The organism is Ktedonosporobacter rubrisoli, assembly GCF_004208415.1.
Classification (GTDB): Bacteria; Chloroflexota; Ktedonobacteria; order Ktedonobacterales; family Ktedonobacteraceae; genus Ktedonosporobacter; species Ktedonosporobacter rubrisoli.
In genome coordinates, this window is sequence record NZ_CP035758.1 from 3,819,976 (window position 1) to 3,845,535 (window position 25,560).

At 49.3% G+C, this 25,560-nt stretch carries 22 protein-coding genes and 1 riboswitch; of the genes, 10 read left to right on the forward strand and 12 right to left on the reverse strand.

The window, feature by feature from the left end; genetic code table 11:
• Positions 1 to 16: 16 nt before the first annotated feature.
• The 5 genes from EPA93_RS16975 to EPA93_RS16995 form a co-directional block, all read right to left on the reverse strand.
• Positions 17 to 505 (reverse strand): anthrone oxygenase family protein, encoded by a 489-nt coding sequence (locus EPA93_RS16975; protein ID WP_129888647.1) that lies wholly within the window; start codon positions 503 to 505, stop codon positions 17 to 19.
• A 40-nt stretch (positions 506 to 545) separates the two neighbouring features.
• A complete protein-coding gene (locus tag EPA93_RS16980; protein WP_165423198.1) occupies positions 546 to 1,373 on the reverse strand; it encodes a MerR family transcriptional regulator in 828 nt (275 codons plus the stop codon).
• Between the two features lie 255 nt (positions 1,374 to 1,628).
• A complete protein-coding gene (locus EPA93_RS16985) occupies positions 1,629 to 2,282 on the reverse strand; it encodes a response regulator (RefSeq protein ID WP_129888649.1) in 654 nt (217 codons plus the stop codon).
• A 97-nt stretch (positions 2,283 to 2,379) separates the two neighbouring features.
• On the reverse strand, positions 2,380 to 3,816 hold the full coding sequence (locus tag EPA93_RS16990; RefSeq protein WP_129888650.1) for a sensor histidine kinase: 1,437 nt from the start codon (positions 3,814 to 3,816) through the stop codon (positions 2,380 to 2,382).
• Between the two features lie 309 nt (positions 3,817 to 4,125).
• The gene (locus EPA93_RS16995) at positions 4,126 to 5,103 is read right to left on the reverse strand and encodes a CPBP family intramembrane glutamic endopeptidase (protein WP_129888651.1); all 978 of its coding nucleotides are present in this window, start codon (positions 5,101 to 5,103) and stop codon (positions 4,126 to 4,128) included.
• A 334-nt stretch (positions 5,104 to 5,437) separates the two neighbouring features.
• Here EPA93_RS16995 and EPA93_RS17000 point away from each other — a divergent pair, with 334 nt between their 5' ends.
• The 5 genes from EPA93_RS17000 to EPA93_RS17020 all read left to right on the forward strand — a co-directional run bounded on the left by EPA93_RS17000 (position 5,438) and on the right by EPA93_RS17020 (position 10,432).
• Positions 5,438 to 6,922, forward strand: a complete 1,485-nt coding sequence (locus tag EPA93_RS17000) for a leucine-rich repeat domain-containing protein (RefSeq protein ID WP_129888652.1) — start codon at positions 5,438 to 5,440, stop codon at positions 6,920 to 6,922.
• Positions 6,923 to 7,343: 421 nt separating this feature from the next.
• Entirely contained in the window at positions 7,344 to 7,985 is a 642-nt protein-coding gene (locus tag EPA93_RS17005; protein WP_129888653.1) for an ECF transporter S component, read from the forward strand.
• 2 nt (positions 7,986 to 7,987) lie between these two features.
• Positions 7,988 to 8,773 (forward strand): energy-coupling factor transporter transmembrane component T family protein, encoded by a 786-nt coding sequence (locus EPA93_RS17010; RefSeq protein WP_129888654.1) that lies wholly within the window; start codon positions 7,988 to 7,990, stop codon positions 8,771 to 8,773.
• The gene (locus tag EPA93_RS17015; RefSeq protein ID WP_129888655.1) at positions 8,764 to 9,618 is read left to right on the forward strand and encodes an energy-coupling factor ABC transporter ATP-binding protein; all 855 of its coding nucleotides are present in this window, start codon (positions 8,764 to 8,766) and stop codon (positions 9,616 to 9,618) included. Before EPA93_RS17010 ends, EPA93_RS17015 begins: the two co-directional genes overlap by 10 nt.
• Entirely contained in the window at positions 9,608 to 10,432 is an 825-nt protein-coding gene (locus EPA93_RS17020; RefSeq protein ID WP_129888656.1) for an energy-coupling factor ABC transporter ATP-binding protein, read from the forward strand. The genes EPA93_RS17015 and EPA93_RS17020 overlap by 11 nt, the downstream gene beginning before the upstream one ends.
• 340 nt (positions 10,433 to 10,772) lie before the next feature.
• Here the strand turns inward: EPA93_RS17020 and EPA93_RS17025 are convergent, their stop codons facing one another.
• From EPA93_RS17025 to EPA93_RS17045, 5 genes are all read right to left on the reverse strand, one after another.
• Positions 10,773 to 11,723 carry a threonine/serine dehydratase gene (locus EPA93_RS17025; RefSeq protein WP_129888657.1) on the reverse strand — a complete coding sequence of 317 codons (951 nt, stop codon included), beginning with the start codon at positions 11,721 to 11,723 and terminating at the stop codon, positions 10,773 to 10,775.
• A gap of 228 nt (positions 11,724 to 11,951) precedes the next feature.
• Complete coding sequence (locus EPA93_RS17030; RefSeq protein WP_129888658.1) at positions 11,952 to 12,272, reverse strand: chaperone modulator CbpM; 321 nt, start codon at positions 12,270 to 12,272, stop codon at positions 11,952 to 11,954.
• Positions 12,273 to 12,297: 25 nt separating this feature from the next.
• Positions 12,298 to 13,263, reverse strand: a complete 966-nt coding sequence (locus EPA93_RS17035) for a DnaJ C-terminal domain-containing protein (RefSeq protein ID WP_129888659.1) — start codon at positions 13,261 to 13,263, stop codon at positions 12,298 to 12,300.
• Between the two features lie 94 nt (positions 13,264 to 13,357).
• Positions 13,358 to 15,241: a molecular chaperone DnaK gene (gene dnaK / locus EPA93_RS17040; RefSeq protein WP_129888660.1), complete on the reverse strand. Its 1,884-nt coding sequence runs from the start codon at positions 15,239 to 15,241 to the stop codon at positions 13,358 to 13,360.
• A gap of 593 nt (positions 15,242 to 15,834) precedes the next feature.
• A complete protein-coding gene (locus EPA93_RS17045; RefSeq protein WP_129888661.1) occupies positions 15,835 to 16,200 on the reverse strand; it encodes a MerR family transcriptional regulator in 366 nt (121 codons plus the stop codon).
• 458 nt (positions 16,201 to 16,658) lie between these two features.
• On the opposite strand from EPA93_RS17045, the gene EPA93_RS17050 reads away from it, so the two are divergent.
• The 3 genes from EPA93_RS17050 to EPA93_RS17060 all read left to right on the forward strand — a co-directional run bounded on the left by EPA93_RS17050 (position 16,659) and on the right by EPA93_RS17060 (position 19,922).
• A complete protein-coding gene (locus tag EPA93_RS17050; RefSeq protein WP_129888662.1) occupies positions 16,659 to 16,892 on the forward strand; it encodes a hypothetical protein in 234 nt (77 codons plus the stop codon).
• 648 nt (positions 16,893 to 17,540) lie between these two features.
• The gene (locus EPA93_RS17055; RefSeq protein ID WP_129888663.1) at positions 17,541 to 18,395 is read left to right on the forward strand and encodes a class I SAM-dependent methyltransferase; all 855 of its coding nucleotides are present in this window, start codon (positions 17,541 to 17,543) and stop codon (positions 18,393 to 18,395) included.
• A 348-nt stretch (positions 18,396 to 18,743) separates the two neighbouring features.
• Positions 18,744 to 19,922 (forward strand): cellulase family glycosylhydrolase, encoded by a 1,179-nt coding sequence (locus EPA93_RS17060; protein WP_129888664.1) that lies wholly within the window; start codon positions 18,744 to 18,746, stop codon positions 19,920 to 19,922.
• Between the two features lie 79 nt (positions 19,923 to 20,001).
• Here EPA93_RS17060 and EPA93_RS17065 read toward each other — a convergent pair whose 3' ends face one another.
• Complete coding sequence (locus EPA93_RS17065; protein ID WP_129888665.1) at positions 20,002 to 20,829, reverse strand: ATP-grasp domain-containing protein; 828 nt, start codon at positions 20,827 to 20,829, stop codon at positions 20,002 to 20,004.
• A gap of 416 nt (positions 20,830 to 21,245) precedes the next feature.
• Here EPA93_RS17065 and EPA93_RS17070 point away from each other — a divergent pair, with 416 nt between their 5' ends.
• Positions 21,246 to 22,454 (forward strand): phospholipase D-like domain-containing protein, encoded by a 1,209-nt coding sequence (locus EPA93_RS17070; RefSeq protein ID WP_129888666.1) that lies wholly within the window; start codon positions 21,246 to 21,248, stop codon positions 22,452 to 22,454.
• Positions 22,455 to 22,511: 57 nt separating this feature from the next.
• Here EPA93_RS17070 and EPA93_RS17075 read toward each other — a convergent pair whose 3' ends face one another.
• The gene (locus EPA93_RS17075; protein ID WP_165423199.1) at positions 22,512 to 23,291 is read right to left on the reverse strand and encodes a YoaK family protein; all 780 of its coding nucleotides are present in this window, start codon (positions 23,289 to 23,291) and stop codon (positions 22,512 to 22,514) included.
• Between the two features lie 435 nt (positions 23,292 to 23,726).
• Positions 23,727 to 23,950, forward strand: a riboswitch (cobalamin riboswitch).
• 179 nt (positions 23,951 to 24,129) lie between these two features.
• On the opposite strand from EPA93_RS17075, the gene EPA93_RS17080 reads away from it, so the two are divergent.
• Entirely contained in the window at positions 24,130 to 25,557 is a 1,428-nt protein-coding gene (locus EPA93_RS17080; RefSeq protein WP_129888668.1) for a cobyrinic acid a,c-diamide synthase CobB, read from the forward strand.
• Positions 25,558 to 25,560 lie beyond the last annotated feature (3 nt).

Sequence of the window (25,560 nt, forward strand, 5' to 3'; positions counted from 1 at the left end):
CCCTTAAGAATATGAGTTATTTAAACAAACATGCAATAAAGACAAGGACTGTTGTCAAAGTCGCAGCCAGCGTGCGAATGGTATGGAAGCGCATCCAGGCCGCGCCTTGACCCTGGTATTCTTTTCTGGCTCGATCAGCCTCGGCTTCAGGCAGCTGATGTGCCTCAAGTTTTGCCAGCTTGTCATTCAAAGGAATATTTCCCGCCGACGTCACCCCGATCACCCCAACAATATAGAGCAAGGCCGCCACAATGAGGAGGGCGAATTGCGGCCGTCCCCAGGCTAAAATTGCAGCTAGAGGTAGGAGAATGGCCGGGCCAAAAAAGCTCAGAAAGAATACGGGATTAAGAATTTTTACATTGATAGCTTGCATAGCGGCAATATGTTCGGAGCCCTTGAGGACATGCAGCGCCGGAATGATCGCCACACTAAAAGCGTAGAGGAGCCCCGCACAAAGACCGGCTAACGTTCCACCGCCCACCAGTACGATATCCACGATTTCCATCTATCTCATCTCTCTTTCACTATTCGGTAGTATTTTACATTTATCTTTCATATTCAACAGGAAATTGAATTTCAGTAATCAGATCGCTACCATCAGCTTCCTGAGGATTTTGCAAGGCGATTTCGCGTGGAACACCGGCAAAGCGGTAGCCGTTCAACTCCGCCCAGATCCCAATCTCAGTGTAACCAGAGTGGATATTCTCAAGAGGACCTTTTACCACATATGTCGCCATCGTAGGAGCAGCAGGCAGCTCACGAAAACGCAATTGCAAGTCCTCATATAAAGGTACAGGCGCATGTGACTTCGCCTCGATGAGATGGCCCATCTCTAGATCCATATCGTGCTCAACAATATTATCGCTATGACACATACAGAAACGCAAGCCATAGTTTCCTTTTTTAGGAAGAGCCAGCATAATTTGATCGAAGATTCCCAATCCAGCCTCAAAGGAGGCGACCAGAGTGCGTACACTTAAGACAGGCTGCGCAGGAACTTGCTTCAGCACCACATTGATGGGCCTGTTAGCCTCCCTATCTCGAATAGCTTGCAGGCGAGATTCGATCCTGCGAATGCGCTGCTGCTCCTCCTTCAATTGCAGCTCAATTTCGGCCTTCTTCAGAAGCAGCATTCCTTGCAGTTCATCTGTAGATACATTATCTTTCAATATTTGCTGGATCTGCTCTAGCGATAACCCCAGATCCTTAAGGGCAAGTATGCGGTTCAAAAGCGTCATCTGTTCCGCACTATAATAGCGATAGCCTGTGAAGCGATCAACGCGTATAGGTTTCAGCAATCCAATCTCGTCATAATAGCGCAATAACCGTTTGGAAACCTGGGCAATTCTTGAAAATTCTCCTACTGTGAACATATTTGCCACCTCCTTAGCTGCGATAACCATAGTATAGATGTTACCGCTACGTAAACCTCAACTAGTTTTATAGCTCTTCCTTATTTTCGTAGCGCAAGCTTCAGTGTTGCACTTGCTTTTCATTCTTTATTAGCGCAAATCATCAGGGTCATAAAAAAACAGAAATGTGTTAACGGTCTACAGAGTCTCGCTAGTAAATTACGCCAGGAGAGGCTATGTTACATCTTTGGAGAAGAGAACAACGTCGAAGCCGCTCTATTGCTCATGTATGATCACCCCTTGCTTCCAGGCAAATATGGCGGCCTGGGTCCGATCTGCCATGTGCAATTTACCAAGAATATTGCTCACGTGCCCTTTCACAGTCTGCTCCGTAATACAAAGCTCCTCAGCAATCAGGGCGTTAGTCTTTCCCTGCGCAATCAGGCGCAGCACTTCCAATTCGCGATTGCTCAGGTCAGTAAACGCATTGGGTATATCCTTGCGCTCGCCTCGTATCTCCTGCACAACACGAGCAGCCACGCGGGGATGCAGAACCGATTCGCCGCGTGTAGCCTTTCTCACAGTTTCCGCAAGATCATCGGCCTGCACATCTTTCAGGATATAAGAAAGTGCGCCAGCCCGAAGAGTGGGAAAAATAAAAGTATCGTCCTGGAAAGAGGTCAACACAACAACCTGCGAATGGGGGCTACATTGCTTGATACGCCGAATCGCCTCTATTCCTCCCATACCAGGCATAGAAAGATCAATGAGCACAACATCTGGAGCAAGCTCTGTGCAGCAATGGACAGCTTCCTCTCCCGAGGCGGCTTCCCCTATCACTACCAGGTCCGCCTCTGTTTCCAGAAATGTGCGTACGCCTTGACGAACAAGGGGATGATCATCAACTAGCAAGATCTGAATCGTTTCCATTCTATTTCAATAGCGTAATTGCTATCCACTCTCTTTCTTGTTCTCTCTATGAGCTATCTCACCAGGCATACTCTTGTCTTCCCAAGGGCGCCTGGTTTCATGAGGCCCTGCTATAGGGAAGCGTCGCAATCACCTCAGTGCCCTTGCCAAGCTGACTCCGAATTTCGAGGGTACCGTCAAAGGGCATCAGGCGCTCTTGCATCGAGCGCAGTCCCAATCCCTTCCCATGAGAAGTTGCAACCTCAAATCCCTTGCCATCATCGTTGATCATAACATAGATCTTGCTATGCTGCTCGCAGATAAGAACCGTGACGGCCCTGGCCTGGCTATGTCGAGCGATATTCGAGAGAGCTTCCTGGACAAATCGATAAAGCGCATCCTCCTGTGAGGGAGCTAGCCTTATCATCACCTCATATTGAAACGCCGCCCTGATACCTGTCTGACAGGCCCAGCGTTCTACCTGTTCTTGCAAAGCCTGGAAAAATGTTTTGTCCTCTAGCTCAGGCGGACGAAGCTCATAGATCAAAGAGTTAAGATCTTTTTGCACCTGCAATATCAGCACCTCCGCCTGCTCCAGATGAGGGAACACACTATCGCATTGCTTCCTCAACAGAGATTTCACTCCTTTAATTTGCATATAGAGCGCAAACATTTGCTGCTTGATGCTATCGTGTAAATCACGCGCTATACGTCCTCTTTCCTGCAAGGTTGCCAATTCCTGGCGCGTTTGTAGCAGATTCTGTAGCTCTCCGGCCATCTGGTTCATATGCTCTGCCAACTGCCCTAGCTCATCGGCAGAGCTATCGTGAACTCGCCGAGAAAAATTCCCCCGGCTCCAGTGCTCTGCTGTCGAAGCCAGGCGTTCGAAGCGTTGCACGAGACGACGAGAGGTGAGATAGCCAGATATAGCACCTACGATCCCTGCAAACAAAGCAAAGATCAAAAAGGGTGGAGTCAAAATAAAGAGGCCAATCCCAAAGCCCAGCCAGGGAATCGCCTGGAGATGTTGAGCTTGTACGACCACCGCCGCCAGCGCCTGATGCTGCCTTCCAACGATAGGAACCATCGCTACCACCTCCTCCCTTTCCTGATTAAGCCTTCCCCCGGTACGATTCTGGTCGCTAAGCAGCGCGCGTAAAACTTCTGCATTCTGCCTTGAAAGTGAAGCGAACACCGTTGTCCCCACAGGACGAGGAGTACTTCCTACAGAAAACAGAATTTTCCCTTGTTTGTCAACAATAGAGGCAGATCCTTCATAAGAAACCAACAAGCTTGACTGTTCAGTATATAGCCGCAGCCACTGTGCAAATGCAGCCTGATCGATTCGATCTTCGCGATCCACCAGGGAAACAACTTTCTGCATGTTATTTTGCAACAACCAGAACAAGATGGACGCCTTGCTAACTTCCATGCCCCGCCAGATCAAGCCCAGTAGCAAGAAGGCAACCAGAAACCAGGACAGCACGCTCACGAAAATATATGAACAGGTTAACTTCCACTGCAGGCGCCAGGGATACAGCAATCTTTTGATCATTATGGCTTCCTTTCTTTAAAGCATTTGTGCTGAGCTTGCCAATTATCCCCCGCGCCAAAGCAAAGAGAGTATGGGAAAAATGGGACATAATAGAGACTTGCCCATCCCTTTTTGTGTGCAGGCAGGCCAAGGGTAACATATATCGCAGAAAAGAGACGCGCAAAAAGTAGTGAATTTTACCCTCCTTAAGTAGGGTCATGGACATAACAAGCTCCATTCGACACCTATGTTCCGCAATAGAGAGTCACAATCTGCCCTGGCCTCCTCCTGCCAGAGCAGAGACAATTCGCATAGCGCCGCGATTTTTCTCTATTTCATGCGCAAAGAGCTCACCTGACCCTCTATTGAGAAGGTTCCGTTACGCCGTCTCCAGAAGATTGCTATGAGCATGGCACCAATGCCCAATAAGAAGACGATAGTCGTAGCAATACTCCCCTCCAGACCAAAGATCCCGCCGGATAGCCACTCAGGCCCAACAAGGCCGAGATGAAATAAGCTTCCACCCTCGGGTGCTCCACCAGCGTTGTTCACCCCATATAAGTTTCCTAATGCCCAGTTCCAGCTCGTATGCCAGGCACACACCCCCCAAAGCGAACCATCAACAAGCCGATAGAGCGCGAGAAAAATCCCGAACAGAACAAGGTTGGCAAAGACAAGCGGCGAGAAACCCTTATTGAGTACATGGGTTCCAGCAAAACACAGAGCTGACAGCAGAACTCCAATCCAGAGGCGAGAACGCAGACTGATTACCGGAAGCAGCCAGCCTCGATACAAAACCTCTTCAGCCGAGGCCTGGATCACCCAGCCAATAACCATCAATAAGCTTCCCCCAAGAGCAGGCAGACCTTCCATTGGACCCTGCACAGCAAGAAAATGTCCGCCCTGCAAAAGCAGGACAATCCCAGCTGCCAGGCTTATCATAAGCAGACCGCTTCCCAGGCCAGCTAGATATCTAGAAAAGATCCCCTGGCGAAAAAAACCCAGTGTCCAGAAAGGGCGTCGTTCAAACCAGGCAAGCCAGCCCCAAACCAAGAGATAGATAAACACAAACATGCTCAATAAGTTGATAATCATAGCAAGGGCTGAAAAGACGGCTGGTTGATGAGTGAATAACGGCTTAATCTCCATCAGGACAGGGGACAAGGGGGCCGATAACAGTTCCGCACATACAATGCTGAGGGCAATAAAGGCAAATGTAAGTATAACAGCTAGTAAAGGGTGCGTTACGCGCTTCCCTGTACGCGCGAAAGGAAATATTGACGCCTGAACATGCCAAGAATTTTTCATAGCTCCTAAAACTTTCTCCTTTTACAAGTAAAAGATATATTAACAGCCCTCAATTCAATAATCTCAATAGCCGCAACTACTTATTTAACATTTTCTTGAAGAACTGTTGGAGCCAAGCATAGCATGCGGGCCGAAGAACATAGATGCCCAGAAAGTAGTGAATTCCGCCCCCCACAAGTAGGGCCACATCAAAGTAAAGCACATCGAGCTAATGACTTTACCAAAGCAATTTTAAATCTGCTCTTGACGCTACGTCAACTTAGATAACATATCGTCACACTTTGTAACATCGCGTCCGAATCTCTACATTTGTTAAGAAGAGGAAGTATATCATATGGCAAATCCATATCACGTAGACCTTCTTCGGCATGGTCAAGAGGAATGGAATATATGGAGGTTACAGAATCCAGAGATTCGCCCTAATCTCAGCTATGCCAACCTGCAGCAGATGGATTTGAGTAAGTACAATCTTGCCAAAACGAATCTTAGCCATACGAATCTCTCGGGAACCGTTCTTATCATGGCCAACCTTAGAGATGCAGATCTTCATAATGCCAATTTAACCCGAGCAGATTTCAGAGGATCTCATCTCAAAAAAGCTAATCTTAGCAACGCGCTTCTACACTGCGCCAACTTTGATACCCTTTCACGCGAAAACAACCTCAGAGATCTAGCGCCGCTAGCTTCTCTAGCCCGGTTGCGTGCCCTTGATCTCAGCGGCTACAAACATCTTAACGATCTTTCCCCCCTCGCCACAATCCCCCAACTCACGATACTCAATCTGACCGGTTGTAAGCGTATAGCCAACCTTGAACCACTCTCAGCGCTATCTCAGCTTACCACGCTGAATCTTACCGGCTGCACCCCGGTACAAGATCTGGCCCCCCTTGCCTCTCTGAGAAGATTAACTACCCTGAACCTTACTGGCTGCAAACACATTACCGATCTGGCCCCTCTGGCTCTCCTTTCTCGTCTGCACGTACTCAACCTTACTGGCTGCAAACACATTACCGATCTGACACCCCTCGCCTTCTTATCCCATCTGGCCACCCTGAATCTTACCGGTTGTCAACAAATTCGCAGTCTTACGCCGGTCGCCAGTATACCTCAGCTTACTATCATAGGCCTCCAGGATAAGATATGGGCAGTAGCCGAAGCTGTCAATAGAACGTGTTTTATCCAGCAAATGAGCACTTCCGAGTCATTTCGTCGTTTCGTCGATTCGTTTTTAGCGGATATAAACTACCAGCGCTGGCACGATGGCTTGGATAGAGAGTCTCTGCAAGAACTCTCTTTACCAGCCCGCAACCTGGCTGAGCACATGCTTCTGCACTGTCTGACCCACACTATGGCTGATAGCCGAACCATAGTAGGGCTGGGCATATTACGTTCATACGCCGCCGCTCCCTATCTCAAGCAGCTCTTATGCTCCACAGGACCTTCTGAAGTGGTAGATATAGCCGTTGCCCTTTGGCAAATTGAGCGCTATCCAGCAGCGCTCTCCACGATTATAGATGTTCTTAAGCATACAAACGACGCCTTTGCACGCATGTATGCGGCTATTGGCCTACAAAACTTTCGCTGTCAACAAACTGCCCAGGCCCTAAAGTACGCGCTTTATGACAAAGATCATCTTGTACGACACCACGCAGCAATGTCATTATTTAAGCTGCATAGCATGCTAAAAGATTTTGCGGATATGCACGATCCACTCTACGCGCTCACCATTGAGGTTATGGCCGAAGATATTGAAAAGCGCCAGCTGGCTGCGGAAAACGTCTGGTCTCTGGTCGGGCACTTATATCTTCCCCACTGCTGAGCAGCAGTGGCTAATTTCTCTGCATCCAAGTGTCGCCTGCCTGGCAGAGATCTGAACAGTTCTGCACTAGCTGATCCTGACCATTTACAGTTAATTGTAGCGATAGTATAGTATTGCTGTATTTTATTGAGGGTTGACACAGCAACAATAAGTGCTGTACAGTTATCATTGCCAGGTTGTTCTACCTACTACAGAAAAGGAGGTTTCTCTCGCCTTCATTTTATCCTCTTTCCTCACGCACCCATCGAGTATTCGTTCTGGCTTGCTGTGGGCCAGCGCTTCAGCTCAATAGGTAAGAGGTCCATTTCCACAAGATGTCACATCTTATCCTTAAGTCCAGATTTGGGAACAAAAACAATTCTTATCTTAAAGGAAGGGTGTGGCAAGTAATTTTTTTATTCCAAGAATTGGAGAGAACTCTATGCAAGGAGAAAAACAACGGGCATCTCTCTTTAGAGATTTCAACACGCGCGTCATTGTGCTTATCCCCATCGCTATAGCCATTAATATTGCGATTGGCCAGATCGTCCTTCTGCTCAAGCTGCCTGTTTATCTTGACTCCATCGGAACCGTTCTCGTTGCTATTGTTGCCGGTCCGCTCGCAGGTGGCCTCACAGGAGCGCTGGCAAATATTATCTGGGGCGCTTTGACAGCTCCCTCTTCCATCCCCTACGCGATCGTGGCCCTGGCCATCGGGGGTGTAGCAGGTATCTTCGCAAACCTGGGCTTTTTCCGCTCATGGTGGAAAGTAATTATCACAGGTATCATTATCTCTCTTGTAGCCGCCTTGCTCTCTGCACCTATTACTGTAGGCTTCTTCGGAGGAGTTACCCCCAACGGTTCTACCCTGGTCACGGCCTATCTGGAAGCTACCGGGAAAAACCTGATTACCTCAGTCTTTACTACGAGCTTCTTAGTGGAGCCTCTTGACAAGATCGTGACCTGCCTGATCGCCTGGGCGATCTTGAGGAGCCTATCAGCTCGTTATATCTCCCGCTTCCCACGGGCGAATAATATCCGTCCCGCCGAAAAGAAGCAAGTTGTGGAAAGTAAGAGCGCATAAGCATGGCTAGCGAGGCACAGCTGGGCCTGTATGTTGCCAGGTCCAGTCAATTACACAATTTGAATCCCTTGACTAAACTGGTGCTCGCTGGCTGTATTATCGTCCTTGATTTCGTATTCCCAAATTATTGGATGTCGACTATCCTGGCAGTGGGGGTTTTACTCCCACTGTGCCTATGGGGTAAGATCGGGGGTCCGGTAATGAGGGTAATGCTACAAGTCATCTTACCGTTAGCGGCATTTCTGTTTATTATTCAGGGCTTGTTTTACCCAGAGGGAAAAACTATACTCTGGCAGCTTGGCTTTCTTTCTGTGAAGAAAGAGGGTATAGAGTTTGCGTATCTGACCTCTGCGCGCCTGGTGACGATGGTTGGGGCCATGCTTCTCGTACTCTGTACAACTCATCCCAGCACATTAATGGCAGATCTTTCCCGCCGGAAAGTTTCTCCAACGCTCACGTACATTGTGATTAGTACGCTACAGCTTATTCCCCAAACCCAGGCTAAAGCGCGTACGATTATCGATGCTCAGCGCGCACGTGGCCTTGCCACCGAGGGAGGCTTCTATTCTCGGATCAAGGCCTTGCTCCCTTTGATTATTCCGCTGATCCTGGGATCTTTACAAGAGACTGAGGAACGCGCTATCGCCCTTGAGGCTCGCGCCTTTAAGGCTCGACGCCCCAAGACCTCGCTGGTCATTGTACCAGACTCGCTACTTCAGCAGCGGGTGCGCATCGGGCTTATGGTTATCACTGTCCTCCTTCTCATTGGAGCATATATATGGCGATAATTGAAGTTGAAGCGGTTACCTATACCTACCCTGGTAGTAGTACACCAAGCTTGCGCGATGTCACATTTAGCGTGGAGCCGGGCGAGTTCGTGGCCTTGATAGGCGCAAATGGGGCTGGTAAATCGACGTTATGCTATGCCTTGACGGGCTTTGTTCCGCATTTTTTTAATGGTGAGATGCAGGGGCAGGTAACGATTGCCGGCATACAGACGCAAAAAGCAGCTTTAGAAGAGATTGTTCCCTTAGCCGGGCTTGTCTTTCAGAACCCGATCACCCAATTAACTGGCAAAGCTACGGTGTGCGAAGAGATTGCCTTTGGGCTTGAGAATCTTGGTGTCCCGCCCGAGGAGATGGAAGAGCGCATTGCTCACGCGCTAGAGTTGGTAGGAGATCGCTCCTGGGCCGATAGGTCGCCTACGGCCCTCTCTGGAGGGCAGCAACAGCGCGTTGCGCTGGCCTGTATGCTCGTAATGAAGCCGCAGGTGTTGGTCCTGGATGAACCCACCTCCTTTCTAGATCCACTAGGCGCTCATGAGGTATTCACAGCTATTCGACAGCTAAGTCGCGAGGGCATGACCATCATTATAGCCGAGCATAATATTGAATGGATTGCGCGTGAAACTGATCGTATTATCGCCCTTGACGAAGGCAAGATCATCCTGGATGGCAAGCCCTCGGAAGTACTTACCTCTCCTCTTTTAGAAGATCTCGGCAGCCAACTGCGCTATACGGCGGCGGCACGCCTGGCTCAAGCGCGAGGATGGTGGCCTGAAACACGTAACCTGCCAGTGACGCTTGAGGAAGCTGAGGCTGGTTTCCGGGCCGGAGGTTTCCATGGACATTAAGGTTGCAAATCTGCATTTTACATATCCCACAGGGGTAGAAGCCTTGCGTGGAATAGAGCTCAAGGTTCCCGCGCAATCACGCGTGGCAATCGTTGGCGCAAATGGATCAGGCAAAACCACCCTGGTCAAGCATTTCAACGGCCTTTTGCGTCCCACCACAGGAACCATCCACATTGGCGATTGGAAAACCAGCGACTATCGCCTTTCACAATTAGCCCGGCGCGTTGGCTATGTCTTCCAGAATCCTGATGAGCAGTTGTTCAAGCCATCTGTGCGTCAGGAGCTTACCTTTGGTCCGACAAACCTTGGCTTTTCGTCCGAGCAGATTCAGGCGCGCGTAGATCAAGCCCTGGAGCTGCTCGAACTCAAGCATCTGGCAGAAGAGCACCCGGCCGATTGTTCATTTCCCTGGCGCAAGCGCATCGCCTTTGCTTCGGTCGTTTCTATGGACACACCTATCATTGTGCTCGATGAACCAACTACTGGCCAGGATGCTCGCTCCGTACGCTTGTTTGGCCATGTCGTGGACACGCTACATCAAGCCGGCAAGACGGTTATCGCGATCAGCCATGATATCGAGTTCGTCGCCGATCACTTCGATCGCGTGGTTGTGATGTATCAGGGCCAGGTCTTGCTCGATGGTACGCCTGCAGAGGTATTCCAGCAAGAAGATTTGTTGGAACGCTCGCTTGTACACCCACCACAGCTGGCCAGGCTGGCTCACCGTCTACAGTTAGGACAGGTAGTAACCAATCCCGAAGATTTTATAGAAGCCCTGGCTAATGAACAAACGGCTCAACGTGGGAAAGACTGATCTTCTCTAGCAGCAGCCAACTTCTCTATGTCCTACGCAGGCGTATTCTAAAATAAGTCCCAACTTAAGTTGGAAAGACTGTGGTAATGGACTTCCTGTTGCCACAGTCAGCTTCAAGCACAACAAGCCTTCTTGCGCATATCTTCTCTTATTCTACATGTTGTGGATAGCCAGGCCCTTAGACGAGATACTCTAACCAACTGAGCAACCGAGCTAGCAGAAAAGCTGGAAGTTGCTTCCCTAAAAGTTACCAGGACGCTGGGATAGTATTTTACGGCTTCAGTAACTCTTGCAGCCGTCTATATAGAGCCTATAGAGCTTGGCGTGCTAGATAGCTCTCTTAAATTACCGTACGCAAGGTTTCCAAGCTGATATTCGCCCCACAAAGCACGACTATTGCCGTCTGACCGGCCAGCTGCTCCTTCTCTTGCAGCAAAGCTGCAACCGCTACGCCAGCAGCTCCCTCAATTAGCATATGGTGATCGGCAATGATCAGGCGCATTGCCTCACGGATAGCCTCCTCGGAGACCTGAGCATAATCATCAACAAGCTGCTGACAAAGGGGAAAAGTTATAGCGCCGGCCTCGATCCCTCCTGCTGTGCCGTCAGATAGGGTAGGCAATGACTCTCTATCGACAATCTGCCCGGCTTGTACCGCTTCAATCATCAGGGGCGAGTTCGCCGGCGAGCAACCCACAACCGCAACTTCCGGCCACACTTGTTTGAGATAGCCGGCAATTCCAGAAATCAAGCCGCCCCCGCCCAGTGCAACGTAAACCCGATCGGCATGCTCGATTTGCCGCGCTAGCTCTACGGCAATCGTTCCCTGTCCGCCTATCACCTGGGAATCATTATAAGGCGAGATATATAGCATGTTATGGCGTTGCGCATAATCTCGGGCATATTCCTCTGCGAGCAAACAATCCTTGCCAAAGAAACGTACTTCTGCTCCATAGCGCCGAATTGCTTCTACTTTAGCCGAAGAGGCATCTTCAGGCACAAAGATAATTCCCTTGCTTCCTAAAACCTGCAAACCAAAGGCTGCAGCAATACCGTGGTTGCCTGAAGATGCGGCAACCACCCCTTGTGCTCTCTGCTCTGGTGAAAGGGTAAGTAACTTACTTAATGCGCCACGCACCTTGAACGAGCCACTGTGCTGCCAGTTCTCTAACTTCAAATAGACCTTGCCACCAGTCATAATGCTAAGTTGTGGAGAATACTCAAGAGGAGTTTCTCGAATATGTGGGCGAATACGTTGTTCTGCCTGTAGAACCTCTTCAGCTACATTCACAGTACGCTCCTTCTCTAACTGACCGCTTGGGGAAATATTGTGCAATTCTGAGCGCCTGCCGATTTGTTAGCGGCAGGCGAGATTACTCGTGCATGCAAGGGACAATATCAGTTATGTAAATTAAATCATATCCGTCTCAAATACAGCAATAAATGAAGAGGCTGTGTATGATGTACAGCCTCTTCGTCGCCAGATCCCTCTACATTACACCGTGGAACGCTACCTCAGTCACTTATCCTTCGACAAGTGAGAGCGCAGATCTTCTAGCTCTCGCTCCAGCTCTTCTATACGCCTGAGAAGATGCACAATGACTTCTACCCCAGCCAGATTCACGCCCAGATCATGGCGTATACGCCGCATACGGCGCATCTGTTCCAACTCTTCTTCCTCATAGCATCGCTCGCCATCACTCATCTCAACCCCCTCGATCAATCCCAGTCCCTGAAAACGCTGGATCACCTCACAGCTTACATGGGCCAGAGCAGCCGCCTCTTGCTCGCTATAAACAGAAGTAGCACGCCGCCGAATAACTATATACTGCTCATCCATGTTTTTCTCCTCTCGGTTGATCAATCTAGCGCTCGGTATCGAGGGAATCCGCGAAGGCCTCGAAGAGACGGCGCTGCTCAGGACTCAATTGTGCAGGCAAGATAACAGATACTTCAGCATAGAGATCTCCCTGCTGGTCTTTCTGGCCCAGTTGCGGCATGCCCTGACCACGCAGGCGGAACGTCCTGCCATTGGCGGTTCCTTCCGGAATACGCAGCATCAATTGCCGCCCATCAGGCATGGAAACTTTCGCTTCCCCACCAAGCATGGCCGTAACCAGAGGCACATCTATCGTCGTACGCAAGGTCGTGCCCTCACGCTTATAGCGCTGATCGGGTAGCACATGAACCTGTAGATAGAGATCGCCACCTCCCTCCTGGCTATTGCGTGCAGGAATACGAATGCGCGACCCTTCATCTACGCCGGCCGGGATCTTCACTTCCAAGCGCCGGGTCTTGCCATCGGGCTCCATCAACTCTATGCGCCGTGTCGTCCCTTGATAGGCTTCGGCCAAAGTCACCTCGACCTCGGACTCTATATCGCGCCTGGGAACAGCGCGCCGCCTTGCCTGTCCCGTTGTATATGTACGCCCTTCCATATCAGGAGAAGCACCACCAAAGAACGTCTCAAAGAAATTCGAGAATGGAGACTGTCCACCGAAGAGATCGCGCAGATCTTCCTCAGTCATCGTACGATATTGATAGTTGCCACTTCCATAGCCACCTCCGGCCTGACCAGCAGCTCCGGGCCATTCTCCATAACGCTGATAGTATTGGCTTAATTCATCATATTTTTTGCGCTTTTCCGGATCAGAGAGGACTTCATTTGCTTCATTTATTTCTTTGAATTTCTCTTCAGCTGCCTTATCGCCAGGATTAACGTCTGGGTGATACTTACGAGCTAGCTTACGATAGGCTCGCTGTACATCCTTCTGACTCGCGGTTTTATCTACACCTAAAACTGCATAATAATCTTTATACTCAACGGCCATCAATGCCTTTCCTTCCTGCCCATTTTTTAGTCAGCCAAATATACACAGGCACCACGGGCACATCCCTGGCCCGTGATGCTTGCCTCAATGCAGGTTAGACTTCGCGGAACTCGCCCTCAACAGTTCCAGGCTCGTTTTGAGATGTAGAACCAGAGGGGCCAGTGCCCGCACCTTCTTGACGATATACTTCCTGGCCGATACGTTGCATAGCCTGCTCTAGCTCATCGGCAGCACTACGTATACGCTCAGCATCGCTACTTGACGAGGCATCGCGTACTGCCTTGATCTTTCCCTCAATTTCAGAGCGCAATTCAGTTGAGATCTTATCACCAACATCTTTTAGCGTGCGCTCAGCCTGATAGGCCAGGCTATCAGCCCGGTTGCGTGCCTCTATTTCCTCTCTCTTGCGTCGATCTTCCTGGGCATACTGCTCAGCATCGCGCACCATTCGATCGATCTCGCCTTGCGAGAGTCCACTTGAGGCTGTGATAGTAATTTTTTGCTCGCGCCCGGTCGCCTTATCGCGGGCCGCAACGTTGAGAATACCGTTAGCATCTATATCAAACGTTACCTCGACCTGTGGTATTCCCCGCGGCGCCGGCGCAATTCCTTCCAGACGGAAATGCCCCAGACTCTTGTTATCGCGCGCCATCTCGCGCTCACCCTGCAGCACATGAATCTCGACAGCCGGCTGATTATCTTCAGCTGTACTGAAGAGCTCGCTCTTACGCGTCGGGATCGTCGTATTGCGCTCAATCAGCCTGGTCATTACCCCGCCCAGGGTCTCCACACCAAGAGAAAGCGGAGTCACATCGAGCAGGAGCACATCCTTGACCTCGCCTTTGAGCACACCAGCCTGGATAGCAGCGCCGATAGCCACCACTTCATCCGGATTGACGCCCTTGTGCGGCTCTTTACCAAAGATCTTGCGGACCAGTTCCATGACCGCAGGCATTCGCGTCTGCCCACCAACCAGTACCACCTGATTTATCTCATTAGCTTGTACACCAGCATCTTGTAGAGCTTTCATGACCGGTTCGCGCGTTCGCTCAATCAAACTGCCTACCAATTGCTCTAACTTAGCACGTGTAAGCGTCATTACCAGGTGCTTCGGTCCACTGGCATCAGCAGTAATAAAGGGCAGGTTGATCTCGGTTTGTAAGGACGACGAGAGCTCTATCTTCGCTTTCTCGGCGGCTTCCTTTAACCGTTGTAAGGCCATACGATCGTTACGCAGGTCAATCCCTTGCTCCTTGCGAAACTCATCGGCCAGCCAATCAATCACACGCTGGTCGAAATCATCCCCACCCAGATGCGTGTCGCCGTTGGTAGCTTTTACCTCAAAGACACCCTCACCTAATTGCAGGATCGAGATATCAAAAGTTCCTCCGCCCAGATCGTAGACGGCTATCGTCTCATCACCCTTGGCCTTTTCGAGCCCATAGGCCAGCGAGGCCGCCGTGGGCTCATTGATGATACGCAAGACCTCAAGTCCAGCTATCTTGCCAGCATCCTTTGTCGCCTGGCGCTGAGTATCATTAAAGTACGCTGGTACAGTGATTACGGCCTGGGTAATGCGCTCACCCAGTTTGGCTTCTGCATCAGTTCGTAGCTTTTGCAGAATCATCGCCGAAACCTCTGGAGGGCTATACTCTTTCCCAGACATGACCACACGCACATCTCCATTAGAGGCTCGCGCGATCTTGTAAGGAACGCTTTTCAGCGTGCGCTGCACCTCAGGATCATCATATTTACGACCCATAAGGCGCTTTATCGAAAAGATGGTATTTTCAGGATTAGTTACGGCCTGCCGTTTGGCTACCTGACCCACCAGGCGCTCACCGCTCTTGGTAATCGCTACAACAGATGGGGTAAGCCGCGATCCTTCACCGTTCTCTAATACTGTAGGCTCGCCAGCTTCTATAACCGCAACGACAGAGTTCGTTGTCCCTAAATCAATACCGATAACCTTTGCCATACCTGATCTCCTTCTCGTCCCAATAGGGAATTCTCAGCCCTACCAAGCCCCTTGCATCTCTCTTTACTTTTGACGCCCTCTACAATTTTGCCTTTCATCCGCTGTGCTCCTGCTGCTATAAGCAACACGCGCCTACATCCCAGTTTGTTCCAATTCGCTCTCCTGTCCCTGTACAAGCCAGCACACGCGCGGACGAACTTATCATCTATCTTGCAAGAGGGGCCCAGACAAGGGCTAAATATCAACTTAATTTTTCTAGCCTCCCATGCAGGATTTCTCCATACCCTTCCTTCGCCTTTCTGCAAGGCTTGCTCTTATTCATCAGGTAGGAGCCATATTTATCTCTCTACTTTAATCTAACATATAATATGGCTTTTATATTCCTTATAATATCTATATTATCTTACAATTTTTGTCAAGTCAGATAGTCAAAGAAGTTCCATAATTTTTCTTTTTTGTTAAGGATAGCGCACCATGAAAAAAGGAGAGCTTCTTCGAGCTGAAGCAGGTAGGGTTAAATAGCCCAGCTCATTAAGGTTCACTTTTTATAAAAACAGAGGTAAAAGGGAAGCGCTAAGCAAGAAACGCTCCCTTTACAAGCCCGATGAACGCTTAGGCTCGCCCTCGTCAGGATGCGGTTGAGTACTGCGTATCTGACGAGTTTCCAGTTGTAGGATCTGGACCTGTTGGCGTAATTGAAGGATATAGCGTATCCCTACGGAATTCACTCCTTGCTCAGCAAGCTCAGCAACCTCATGCAGAATTGCGACATCGTGATCGGAGTAGAGCCGATTTTTGCCATCTTGACGAGCAGGCTCGACAAGACCCGCCTCTTCATAGCGACGCAACATCTGGGGAGGCATACCAACGAGTTTTGAGACGATACCTATAGAATATTTGGGCAAAAGCCTCTGCTCAGCGTTGGTTAAAGGCCGCAATGATCTGGCATGTCGTTTCATAAATTATTTCTTCCTTCTTCCCCAATTAAAAGGTGCTGTAAGGCGTTGCCACCCTATTAATGCGAGGCAGCTTAGATGGATCTATACAGAACACTTTGTATATTAGCAGCAACCTGGCAAGCTTTACAATAGAAATAGCGAAAGTTGTAAGTTTCCTGTTAGTTCTCCGCCAAAAACCTATACCGAGCTACTAAATTTTCCTCTCATATCATAACCTTTAAATTTACTGTCTATGTATCATCCTAATCGTATATTACCTTACAATTTTTGTCAAGCAACATTGACAAAAATCAAATATTCATATATAAATTTTTGGTGGGGAAGATCTCGTCGTCGTAAATGGCGAGCTTTCTTCTCTCGCACCGACAATATACCAGGCGAAGCACTATGCTGTCTCGCGCATACCCACATAATAAGCATCTCAACGTGAGGTGCTACACATCAGACAGGAGGAAGCCATGTTTGACGAGCAAATTCTGGTAGAGCCGGATGCCGCTATAGCGCCGGATACAGATAACGATCCTACCAGGTGCTATGTCTGTGGAGAAAAAGCTACAGCAGTCTGTGGTCGCTGTAAGCTGGCGGTCTGTGAAGAGCACCAACAGAAAGAGCGGGAGCCGGTAACAAAAATCAGTATGATCTTATGTGATGAGTGCGCCGATTATTACGATGGTCTTGTCAGGCCAGACTAGCTTCATGCAAAGGCTAATCATACAGATATAGTTTTCGCAACCGTTTAAGGCGTAGGCATGGTTGGAGGGTCTGTGCTCTATCGTGTGTCGCACAGGCCCTTAACCATAAACTCTTTCTCTATTTTCTTGTATTTTCCACTTGCCAGCTTTACGATTTTTCATTATACTGTAGAAGAATAGCTCTTGAGGTAAATCTGTCTCAAAGCTCCCACTTTATCCTACATCGGGACAAAAGAAAGCTATGTTACACCAATTAGACAACGCGTGGCGCGTAGAAACATCTCAGAAAAACGGCTGATCGCTGCTTACAGTTTTTTGCGTCGTTTGTAAGCAGCGGGACTGACGCAACACCCTCTCTGGCCAGGTTTGGTAATCCTCTCCCAGGCCATAGGTTTAGTGTGCCTCCCGCTCTATCCTGATCCCTACAACCCAGGAGCGCCATACTATGCCTATGACAAATTATCTTCAGTTTCAACTCACTGCGTCAGTTTTCCGATGCAAGCCAGTACAACGCGTGTACAGACGCTTACAAATCACCCCTTCATTTAACGTGCATTTTGTGGCCTTGCTTTACTATGCCAGGGCTGCAATGTTTGCGTTCACCTGCTAATAATTTCCAGTTACCGCATATAGAAAGGATCATGTTATATGCGCAAGGAACTTCATGAGGAAAATCGTCTCTCCTGGAACGAGGCCACAAAAGCTCACAACAGCCATAAAGGCGATCAGGCGGCTTTCTTTCGCCAGGGTGGAAGCACTCTTTTTGAGGAGGAAAAGCTTCTTCTCGGTGACGTCAAAGGCCGCTCGGTGCTGCATCTACAATGTAATGCTGGGCAAGATACACTGAGTATCGCCCAGTTAGGCGCCCATGTTACAGGTGTTGACATCAGCGATACGGCCATAGAATTTGCTCGCCGGCTCTCCGCTGAATCGGGCATCCCAGCCACCTTTCAGCGCATGGATGTCTATGATTGGTTCGTTGAGGCTAACAGGCAAAGTTTGAGGTTCGATGTTGTATTCTGTTCGTATGGGGCTATCTGTTGGCTCTCAGATCTCAAGGCCTGGGCTACAGGTATCGAAGCTTTGCTTAAGCCGGGTGGACGCTTCGTAATAGTTGATTTTCATCCGGTTGCGATGATGTTTGATGAGAAGCTCAAACGCGCTTATCCCTACTTTAGCAACGGAAATGCTCTAACCTGGGAGCAAGGCATTTCCGACTATGTAGCATTTAGCGAAATACGTTTGCCCGGCACAACCTACCTCGAAGGTGTCAAGGACTTCAAAAATCCTTACCATTCGCATGAATTTCAGTGGGGAACCGCTGAAATCATCACAGCCCTTCTGGAGGCCAACCTTGCTTTAACCTCTTTCAAAGAGTATCCCTACGCTAGCCAGTTCAAGCCTTATGAGTCGATGCAGCGTATAGGCGATCGCTGGCTCCTGCCAGATAACGAGCCCAATATCCCGCTCATGTATTCTATTACGGCAGCAAAGCCCAGCTAGCTCATCAAAGGAACAGGTCAGTTTGCTGACCTGTTCCCTATTCACTATCCCGCATACAAGATCAATCCATGTGGCACTATTCCATTTCGTCTACCCACCAGCTAAGAGGCTCGTCGGGATTATATATCGTTAGCATAACATCTGGGAAGTAACTCGCGTCAGTACAAGCCAAATGCCAGGCATATATTTCAAGAACGTTCAGTGTTTATCTTCTCATCGCTACAGATCTATTTGGCTCGCTGCATATACTTTTCATTAGGAGGAGATTTTATAGTGGTAGCTACTCTTCGGGCATTTATGGCTATATGAAACTCTCCTTCCTCCTCTCTGGAAAGTAGAGAGGCTTTGATGAGCTTACCATGGTTGCTGGATTCAGCGTTGAATCGGCATAGGAAAGGTAGGGAAGTGGTGGTATACAACGATAATCCGTACGGAGCCACTATAGGCGTGCAAGACTCCTCTCCAACGTTTTACCTCAAGCCGCAGGCCATCGAAGATATGCGCACTCTGGGCATGACATGGCTTCGCTTCCAAGTTCCCTGGTCTTCTATCGAAATCACACAAGGAGATTACAGCGATACCGGAGCTAATTGGAATATATGGGACGATGCTATCAGGCGTTGTAATGCCGCTGGGATCAACCTATGCCTGACGATCAGGCACGCTCCTGCGTTCTGGCTTACCCAATCCTGTTCCCAAGGAGCCACATTACCAGATCCACAAGGTACTGCCAATTTCGCCTCTGCTATCGCCCAAAGATATGATGGCAAGCATGGGCATGGCCAGATTCAGGCGCTGGAAATAGGCAACGAAGATTATGATCAAAACTTTAGTGGAAACGGGATGCAATGCAGAGATCCCAAATGGCTGGCCAACGTGATGCGCAACGTTTATCCGGCGCTTAAAAACAAGCGGTCCGACCTGCTCGTCATTATGGGTGCAATCCTACAGCGCAACGCCAAACATATTCGCTACTTTATGGATGGAATGTGGGAACAGGCTGCAGGATACTTCGATATCGCCAACTTCCACTTCTATACCTGCATACCCGGCAACGGTCACTTTGATCCTTCAGATGACTCGGTATCCAATGTACCCTCATTCCCCCATTATATCGATATTCTCCGCCAATCGCATGCCGCCCATGGTCGGGCCAACTTTCCAACCTGGCTCACGGAGTTTGGCTTCGCCATCAATACAAATTACGGACGGCATTATCCAAAGTGCGTTACCGATCAAAATACCCAATGGAACTACATTCACTACTGTCTTGATCAAGTTAGAGCAAGCGGCTTCATCCAAAAAGCCTTTCTCTATACGCTCAAATATGATAGGACAACGCCAGAGCACGGTGCAGGCACCTCAGATGGCATGAGCATCTACCAGGGTATACCTGGTGATAACGGTTTCCAAACGGTAGCTTATCGCCAACTTAAAGGCTATATCGCCAAGTTTTCCCAGTGGAGACTAGCCAATATTACCTTACCTTGCCCGCTACCGCTCAAGACAAGGGATAAGAGCCTGTAGAGCTACCATCGCCTGCCGCGCGACAAGATATTGAGGCTCAGGAATGTTCTTTGCCTAACCGTTTTCCTTGACGTGCTGGCTATACATATGTACAGCAGGCACGTTCTACAAAGGCCACAAGGGCCTTATCTGGTCCGAACAAGCCCCGAAAACGTGGGAAAGAGTTCACATCCACGATGACAGGTCCTTGCGGCGTGTTTATGAAATCAACTACATAGACCTGCAAGCCAAATATACGACCTGCCTCCAGAGCCAGACTTTTGCACTTTTCGTCTATCTCGTCAGGCATCAGTTGAAACTCATCTGGCATCCCCTCGTTTATAGGACTCCGGCGCTTAGCAGCAAATATCTGCTCCCCTATGACCCATAGTTTGGTATCCCAGCCATCGTTAGGCAAGCATTCCTGCAGCACAACCGGCTTCTTCCCCCAATACATGGCCAGACAGCGCAGCTGTGCAGCATCATTTACTTTATCTACCATTGTCCCTTCATACGCATACCGGGCCTTCACCACAAGTGGAAATGGCAGTGTTGTAAGTAAATCTTCATGAATATCGCGCGCCAGGCTATCCAGATACCAGGTGCGTGGATAAGGCAATCCGGCATTCAGCAGAGTTGTGGACATTACATTGCGATCTTGACACGCCCTGGTCGCCTGCCAGCTATTCACTACATGCGCACCCCGCTCTTCTAACTGGCGCGCAGCTTCCAGGCCAACCGGAGAATGACTTTTTAAAAGATAGAGATCAGCCAGCGGTCCTTCTATTAATGCTGAGCTGTAAGCCTCGGCCAGAGATGTCATATACGCGATATCAATTTTATGCGTCTTCTCTAGTAAGCGCATCACATCTTTCATCATAGGGGAGGAAACTTTTGCCATATCATCAGTAATAATACAAATATTCATGGGTGCTCCTTAGGAAAGAAAAGCATAAGCAAGAACAAATAACATAAGTTCATAGGAGAGATGCTACGCCATTACTGGAAGTAACATCTCAAGACATAGAAGCAAAAGATATGTCCTATTAAAGAGTCTACCAGTGCCGCTGCTCCTCAGGAACCGCAAATATATGGAACAAGAAGGAGGTAAAAATACTGATTCATCGTGCCAAATTACCGATCAGTATATAGAAGAAAATGCCTAAGCTAACCGGTAGCAGCTAAGATCTACAATTCTTTACACTTGTACTCTACCTATATTATTGCTACAGATTACGCACACTGATGCAACAGTCAAAATTGTATTAGAAAGCGAGAGAAGCCATGTCCCAGGCTCAGCGATTATTAGCAAAAACTGCTAGTCTCAGGCCGCGTTGGAGACGCATGCTCTGGAGAACTGGTTGTCTCATATTCTTACTCCAATGTCTGGTTGCCATGCTCTTGCTCATTATCGCCTCGCTAGGCAGACGGCACAAACACGATACGCGCTTTCCCTACCGCTCTCTTGAAGAAATCCAGGTTGGCGCAAACAGGCTGCAGCTCTATGCCTACGGGGAAGATCTCTACAAGGCTATGTTTGAGGCTATTGACAATGCAAGCGACTATATCTATCTCGAATCTTATATCTGGAAGGGCGATGAGCTTGGCAAGGAATTTCAGCGTCGCTTAGCCCAAAAAGCTGCAGAGGGTGTAAAGGTATATGTCATATTTGACAGGTTTGGCAATCTTGTGGTACCTCGCACCTTTAAATCAGGCTTTGACCCAGCTATCCATGTTCTGGAATACCGCGCCATCCGGCGCCCCTGGCAAATATTTGATCTACGCCACTATGCTCTCGATCATCGCAAACTTCTTGTTGTCGATGACACTATAAGTTTCATAGGCGGCTATAATATTGGCGAACTTTATGCGAAAGAATGGCGCGATACGCATTTGCGCCTGCGTGGAGCAATCGCCACTGAGTTCTCTCAATCGTTTATCGACTTCTGGAATCGTTTCTGTCCTGAAAAGGAGCAGATCAGAGAGTACCATCGCCGCCACTTTAACCCGCGCATTCGCCTTAGCCAGAATGAGGCTATGCGTCTAACGTTCCCTATCCGGGATATGTATATCGTCGCCATCGATAAAGCCGCTGAAAGCATCTTACTCACTACAGCTTACTTTATACCTGATCACATCCTGCTGGACGCCCTCAAGAATGCAGCAAGGCGCGGCGTAGATGTCCGCATACTTGTCCCCTGGAATTCAAATCATATTTTAGCTGATTGGATCTCTCGCAGTTACTTTGCTGGGTGTCTACAAGCTGGCATTCACATCCTTGGTTATCGCCACACAATGCTCCATGCGAAAACGTGCACCATCGATGAGCAGTGGTCAACGGTAGGCACCGCGAACTTAGATCGTCTGAGCTTGCTAGGAAACTATGAAATCAATGTTGAGATTTATAGTAAAGACTTCGCTCAGCAAATGCAAGCCCTCTTCGCCTGCGATAGTAGCGAGGTATTTGAACTGAATGCCGAGGATTGGCAAAGGCGAGCATGGTATATCAAGCTTAGCGAGCATCTACTTTCTCCCTGGCGCTTTATGATGTAGCCTGAAGTGCTAAAGATAGCTGTCACGATTCTATACATATCACTTTCTACAATACCCCTACCTGCTCAGGCTATACCTATGAATAAGCGCATTTGCTATCACTATGGCGATGGCCACAACAGGCAGCCATACCACGATAACCAGCGAGTGTACGCCAAGAACGCCGGTAGCTATCGCGCTCAGAGCATAAACAATCCAGACCGCGGCCTGAATGCCAAGAACGCGCAAAGAGTGCTGAACATACGGCTCCGGTGCCCTGGTTATACCTCTTCTCCCTACAGCAAACCAGCCAGGATGCGTAACATGCAACCAGTTCACAAGTCCGGTTACCAGGGTGGTCAGCGTCCCAGTGATATAAGTGGTCGCGACTCCTGAGATCCTCAAACGATGTATAGTGACACTTTGTATGCCCATCGCTAATCCAGAGAGCAAAATCAGTGCATAAGTAATTACAGGGATTGCCTCCGCGCCAATGAAGTACCACATTACGGCAAAAGCTGCAAGGATAACGCCTTCTAGCAGCATTGAGCCGGTCATTGGTCCATTCCAAAGCGTGTGTTCTTGATCTCTCTCGGTAATAATCGCTCCAACCAACGCGCCAAGAACAAAACCGATCAAGGCCATAAACGAACGAATCTCGGCCGGCGCCTGTCCTCGCCCAAGAGCTAATCCGAGCAGGACAGTATTGCCGGTCATATTCGCCGTAAAGACATGGCCGAGCCCCAGATAGCTGATACTATCTGTACTACCAGCAACTACTGAAAATAAAAGGATCGTACCATCTCGCCCAATGGAGGGAAAAATGATTTTTGAGCCCGGCTGCTGCTCAGCTGACAACTCATGCTCCTTATCTATCAGGAAAAGTTATCCTTTTCCCCGCTCTGGCAACGATTCACTCTGCTCTTCTACAGTCTACACCAAGGCCAGACTACCTATATCTCATACTATAGGGAGTCTGCCACTTTGCATCAAACTCATGTGGTTTCGTTGGTTGGCCACTGATCTCTTAACTTGTGAGTTTTCCAATTCTCCCAAACGGGACGGTGAAGGGCTACATCGCAAGCAAGCGAGCATGCAAAAGCTTTTTTCAATTTGTCGTGCCAGATGTCGTTAAAGGTATCCAAGCCACGGCAGCCAGAAACCATCAAGTAGGGAAAGTTTCTTCAGCCGTGATGCAAGGTTTTTATGAAATAAGATACTCACAGTAAAAACTTACATATCTCTGGCATTGACAATAGCTGCTCCCATAGCTATACTCTCAAAAAGGATACAGACAGCGTTTTTTCACGAGGGGGCTCGCAAAACAGGCGAGCATAATAGGGAAGGCGGTGCAAATCCGCCGCAGTCGCGCTACTGTAACTGGTAAGTCATTCATCCTCTAGAATAGCCTCTATGCTATGGTCACTATTCTTAAGGCAAAAGAAAAGGATGGGAAGGCCCGATGAATGGCGTTTGTAACCAGAAGCCAGGAGACCGACCTCGTGCAACATGCTTACACTCCTTCGCGTCAAAGGGGTGGGCTCAAGAGCATCAAGGCATTTTCTTGTCTTTCTGCCTCCAGGTCCTCCCCACACGTGCAAAGTAGTTAACGTATCTCTCTTTAGACAACCGCTAACCATTGAGAGGCTATATCTATAGTCTCTATCTCGGCTCTCATAGAGCAGGAGACACAGCCATGTCACTGCCAAGGATCGTTATTGCAGGCCCGGCCAGCGGAGTTGGCAAAACAACAATTGCCTCAGCATTTATCGCCGATCTCCTATCTCAAGGTCTTAAAGTTCAGCCCTTTAAGGTCGGCCCCGATTACATTGATCCAGCCCATCTCGCTACTACAGCAGCACAGGCTTGCTATAATCTTGATACCTGGATGATGCCTCCCGCACGCATGCTCAGCATATTTCAGCGCCATGCTTCCAGGGCAGACATTGCCGTTATCGAAGGAGTGATGGGCCTCTACGATGGGGCACGCAGTACTGATGAGCAGGGAAGCACTGCCGAGATCGCCAAACTTTTACGCGCTCCCGTTATCCTGGTCATCGATGCAGGAGCTATGGCCCGTAGCGCTGCCGCCCTCGTTCTCGGCTTCCAGAAGCTTGATCCTGGCGTTCATCTGATTGGGGTTATTGCTAATCGCGTCGGCGGGGCTGGCCATGCTCGCCTGTTACAAGAAGCCATAGAGGCTGAAACTGGCATTCCGCTGCTAGGCTATCTTAGCCGCGCTCGTGCCCCATTTATTCCTGAAAGGCATCTTGGGCTTATCCCGGCAGCTGAACACAGCCTTAGCTCCGCACAACTGGCAGCGCTGACCGAACAATTTCGGCAGACTTGCGATAGCCAGCGCATCCTACAGCTTGCGCTCAAGGCCCCGGAGCTGCTTCAGCCAGAAGAAAATGCAGCTGAGGGAATCGAGGCTTTATCAGGGCCTCCGATACGCATCGCCCTGGCCCAGGATGAGGCCTTCAATTTTTATTATCCCGATACGCTCGACCTACTTCGCGACAACGGGGCCGAACTTATTCCCTTCAGCCCGCTTCATGACCAAGAACTTCCAGAGGGAATTGCCGGCATATATATCGGAGGCGGTTTCCCTGAAGTACATGCCAGAGCGCTAGCCGCCAACATCAGGCTTCGCACAGCCCTGGCTTCCCTGCTCGCGCACAACATTCCCTGCTACGCCGAATGCGGAGGTCTCATGTATCTCTGCCAATCTATTCATACCGCCTCGGGAGAGGTATTCCCGATGGTAGGAGCGCTGGATAGACAAAGCCTCATGAGCCAGACAACAGGAAAACTTACCCTTGGCTATCGTGAGGCCCGCGCTCTCCGTGATACCTTGCTCATGCGTAAAGGAGAAGTGATCAGGGGGCATGAATTTCATTATTCCGTCCTGGAACGATCGGCTACTCAGGAAGAGGCGGCCTACACATTTACCGGGCACGAGCAGGTAGAGGGATTTGCGCGCGGCAATCTCCTGGCAAGCTATGTGCATCTTTCGTTTAGTAGCTTTCCTTATGCCGCCCAACGCTTTGTCACAGCAGCGCGGAGCTGGCTTGCCAGCAATTTCTCGCCCCCATTACCCGCTAACGATCAAACCCATCGATAAGCA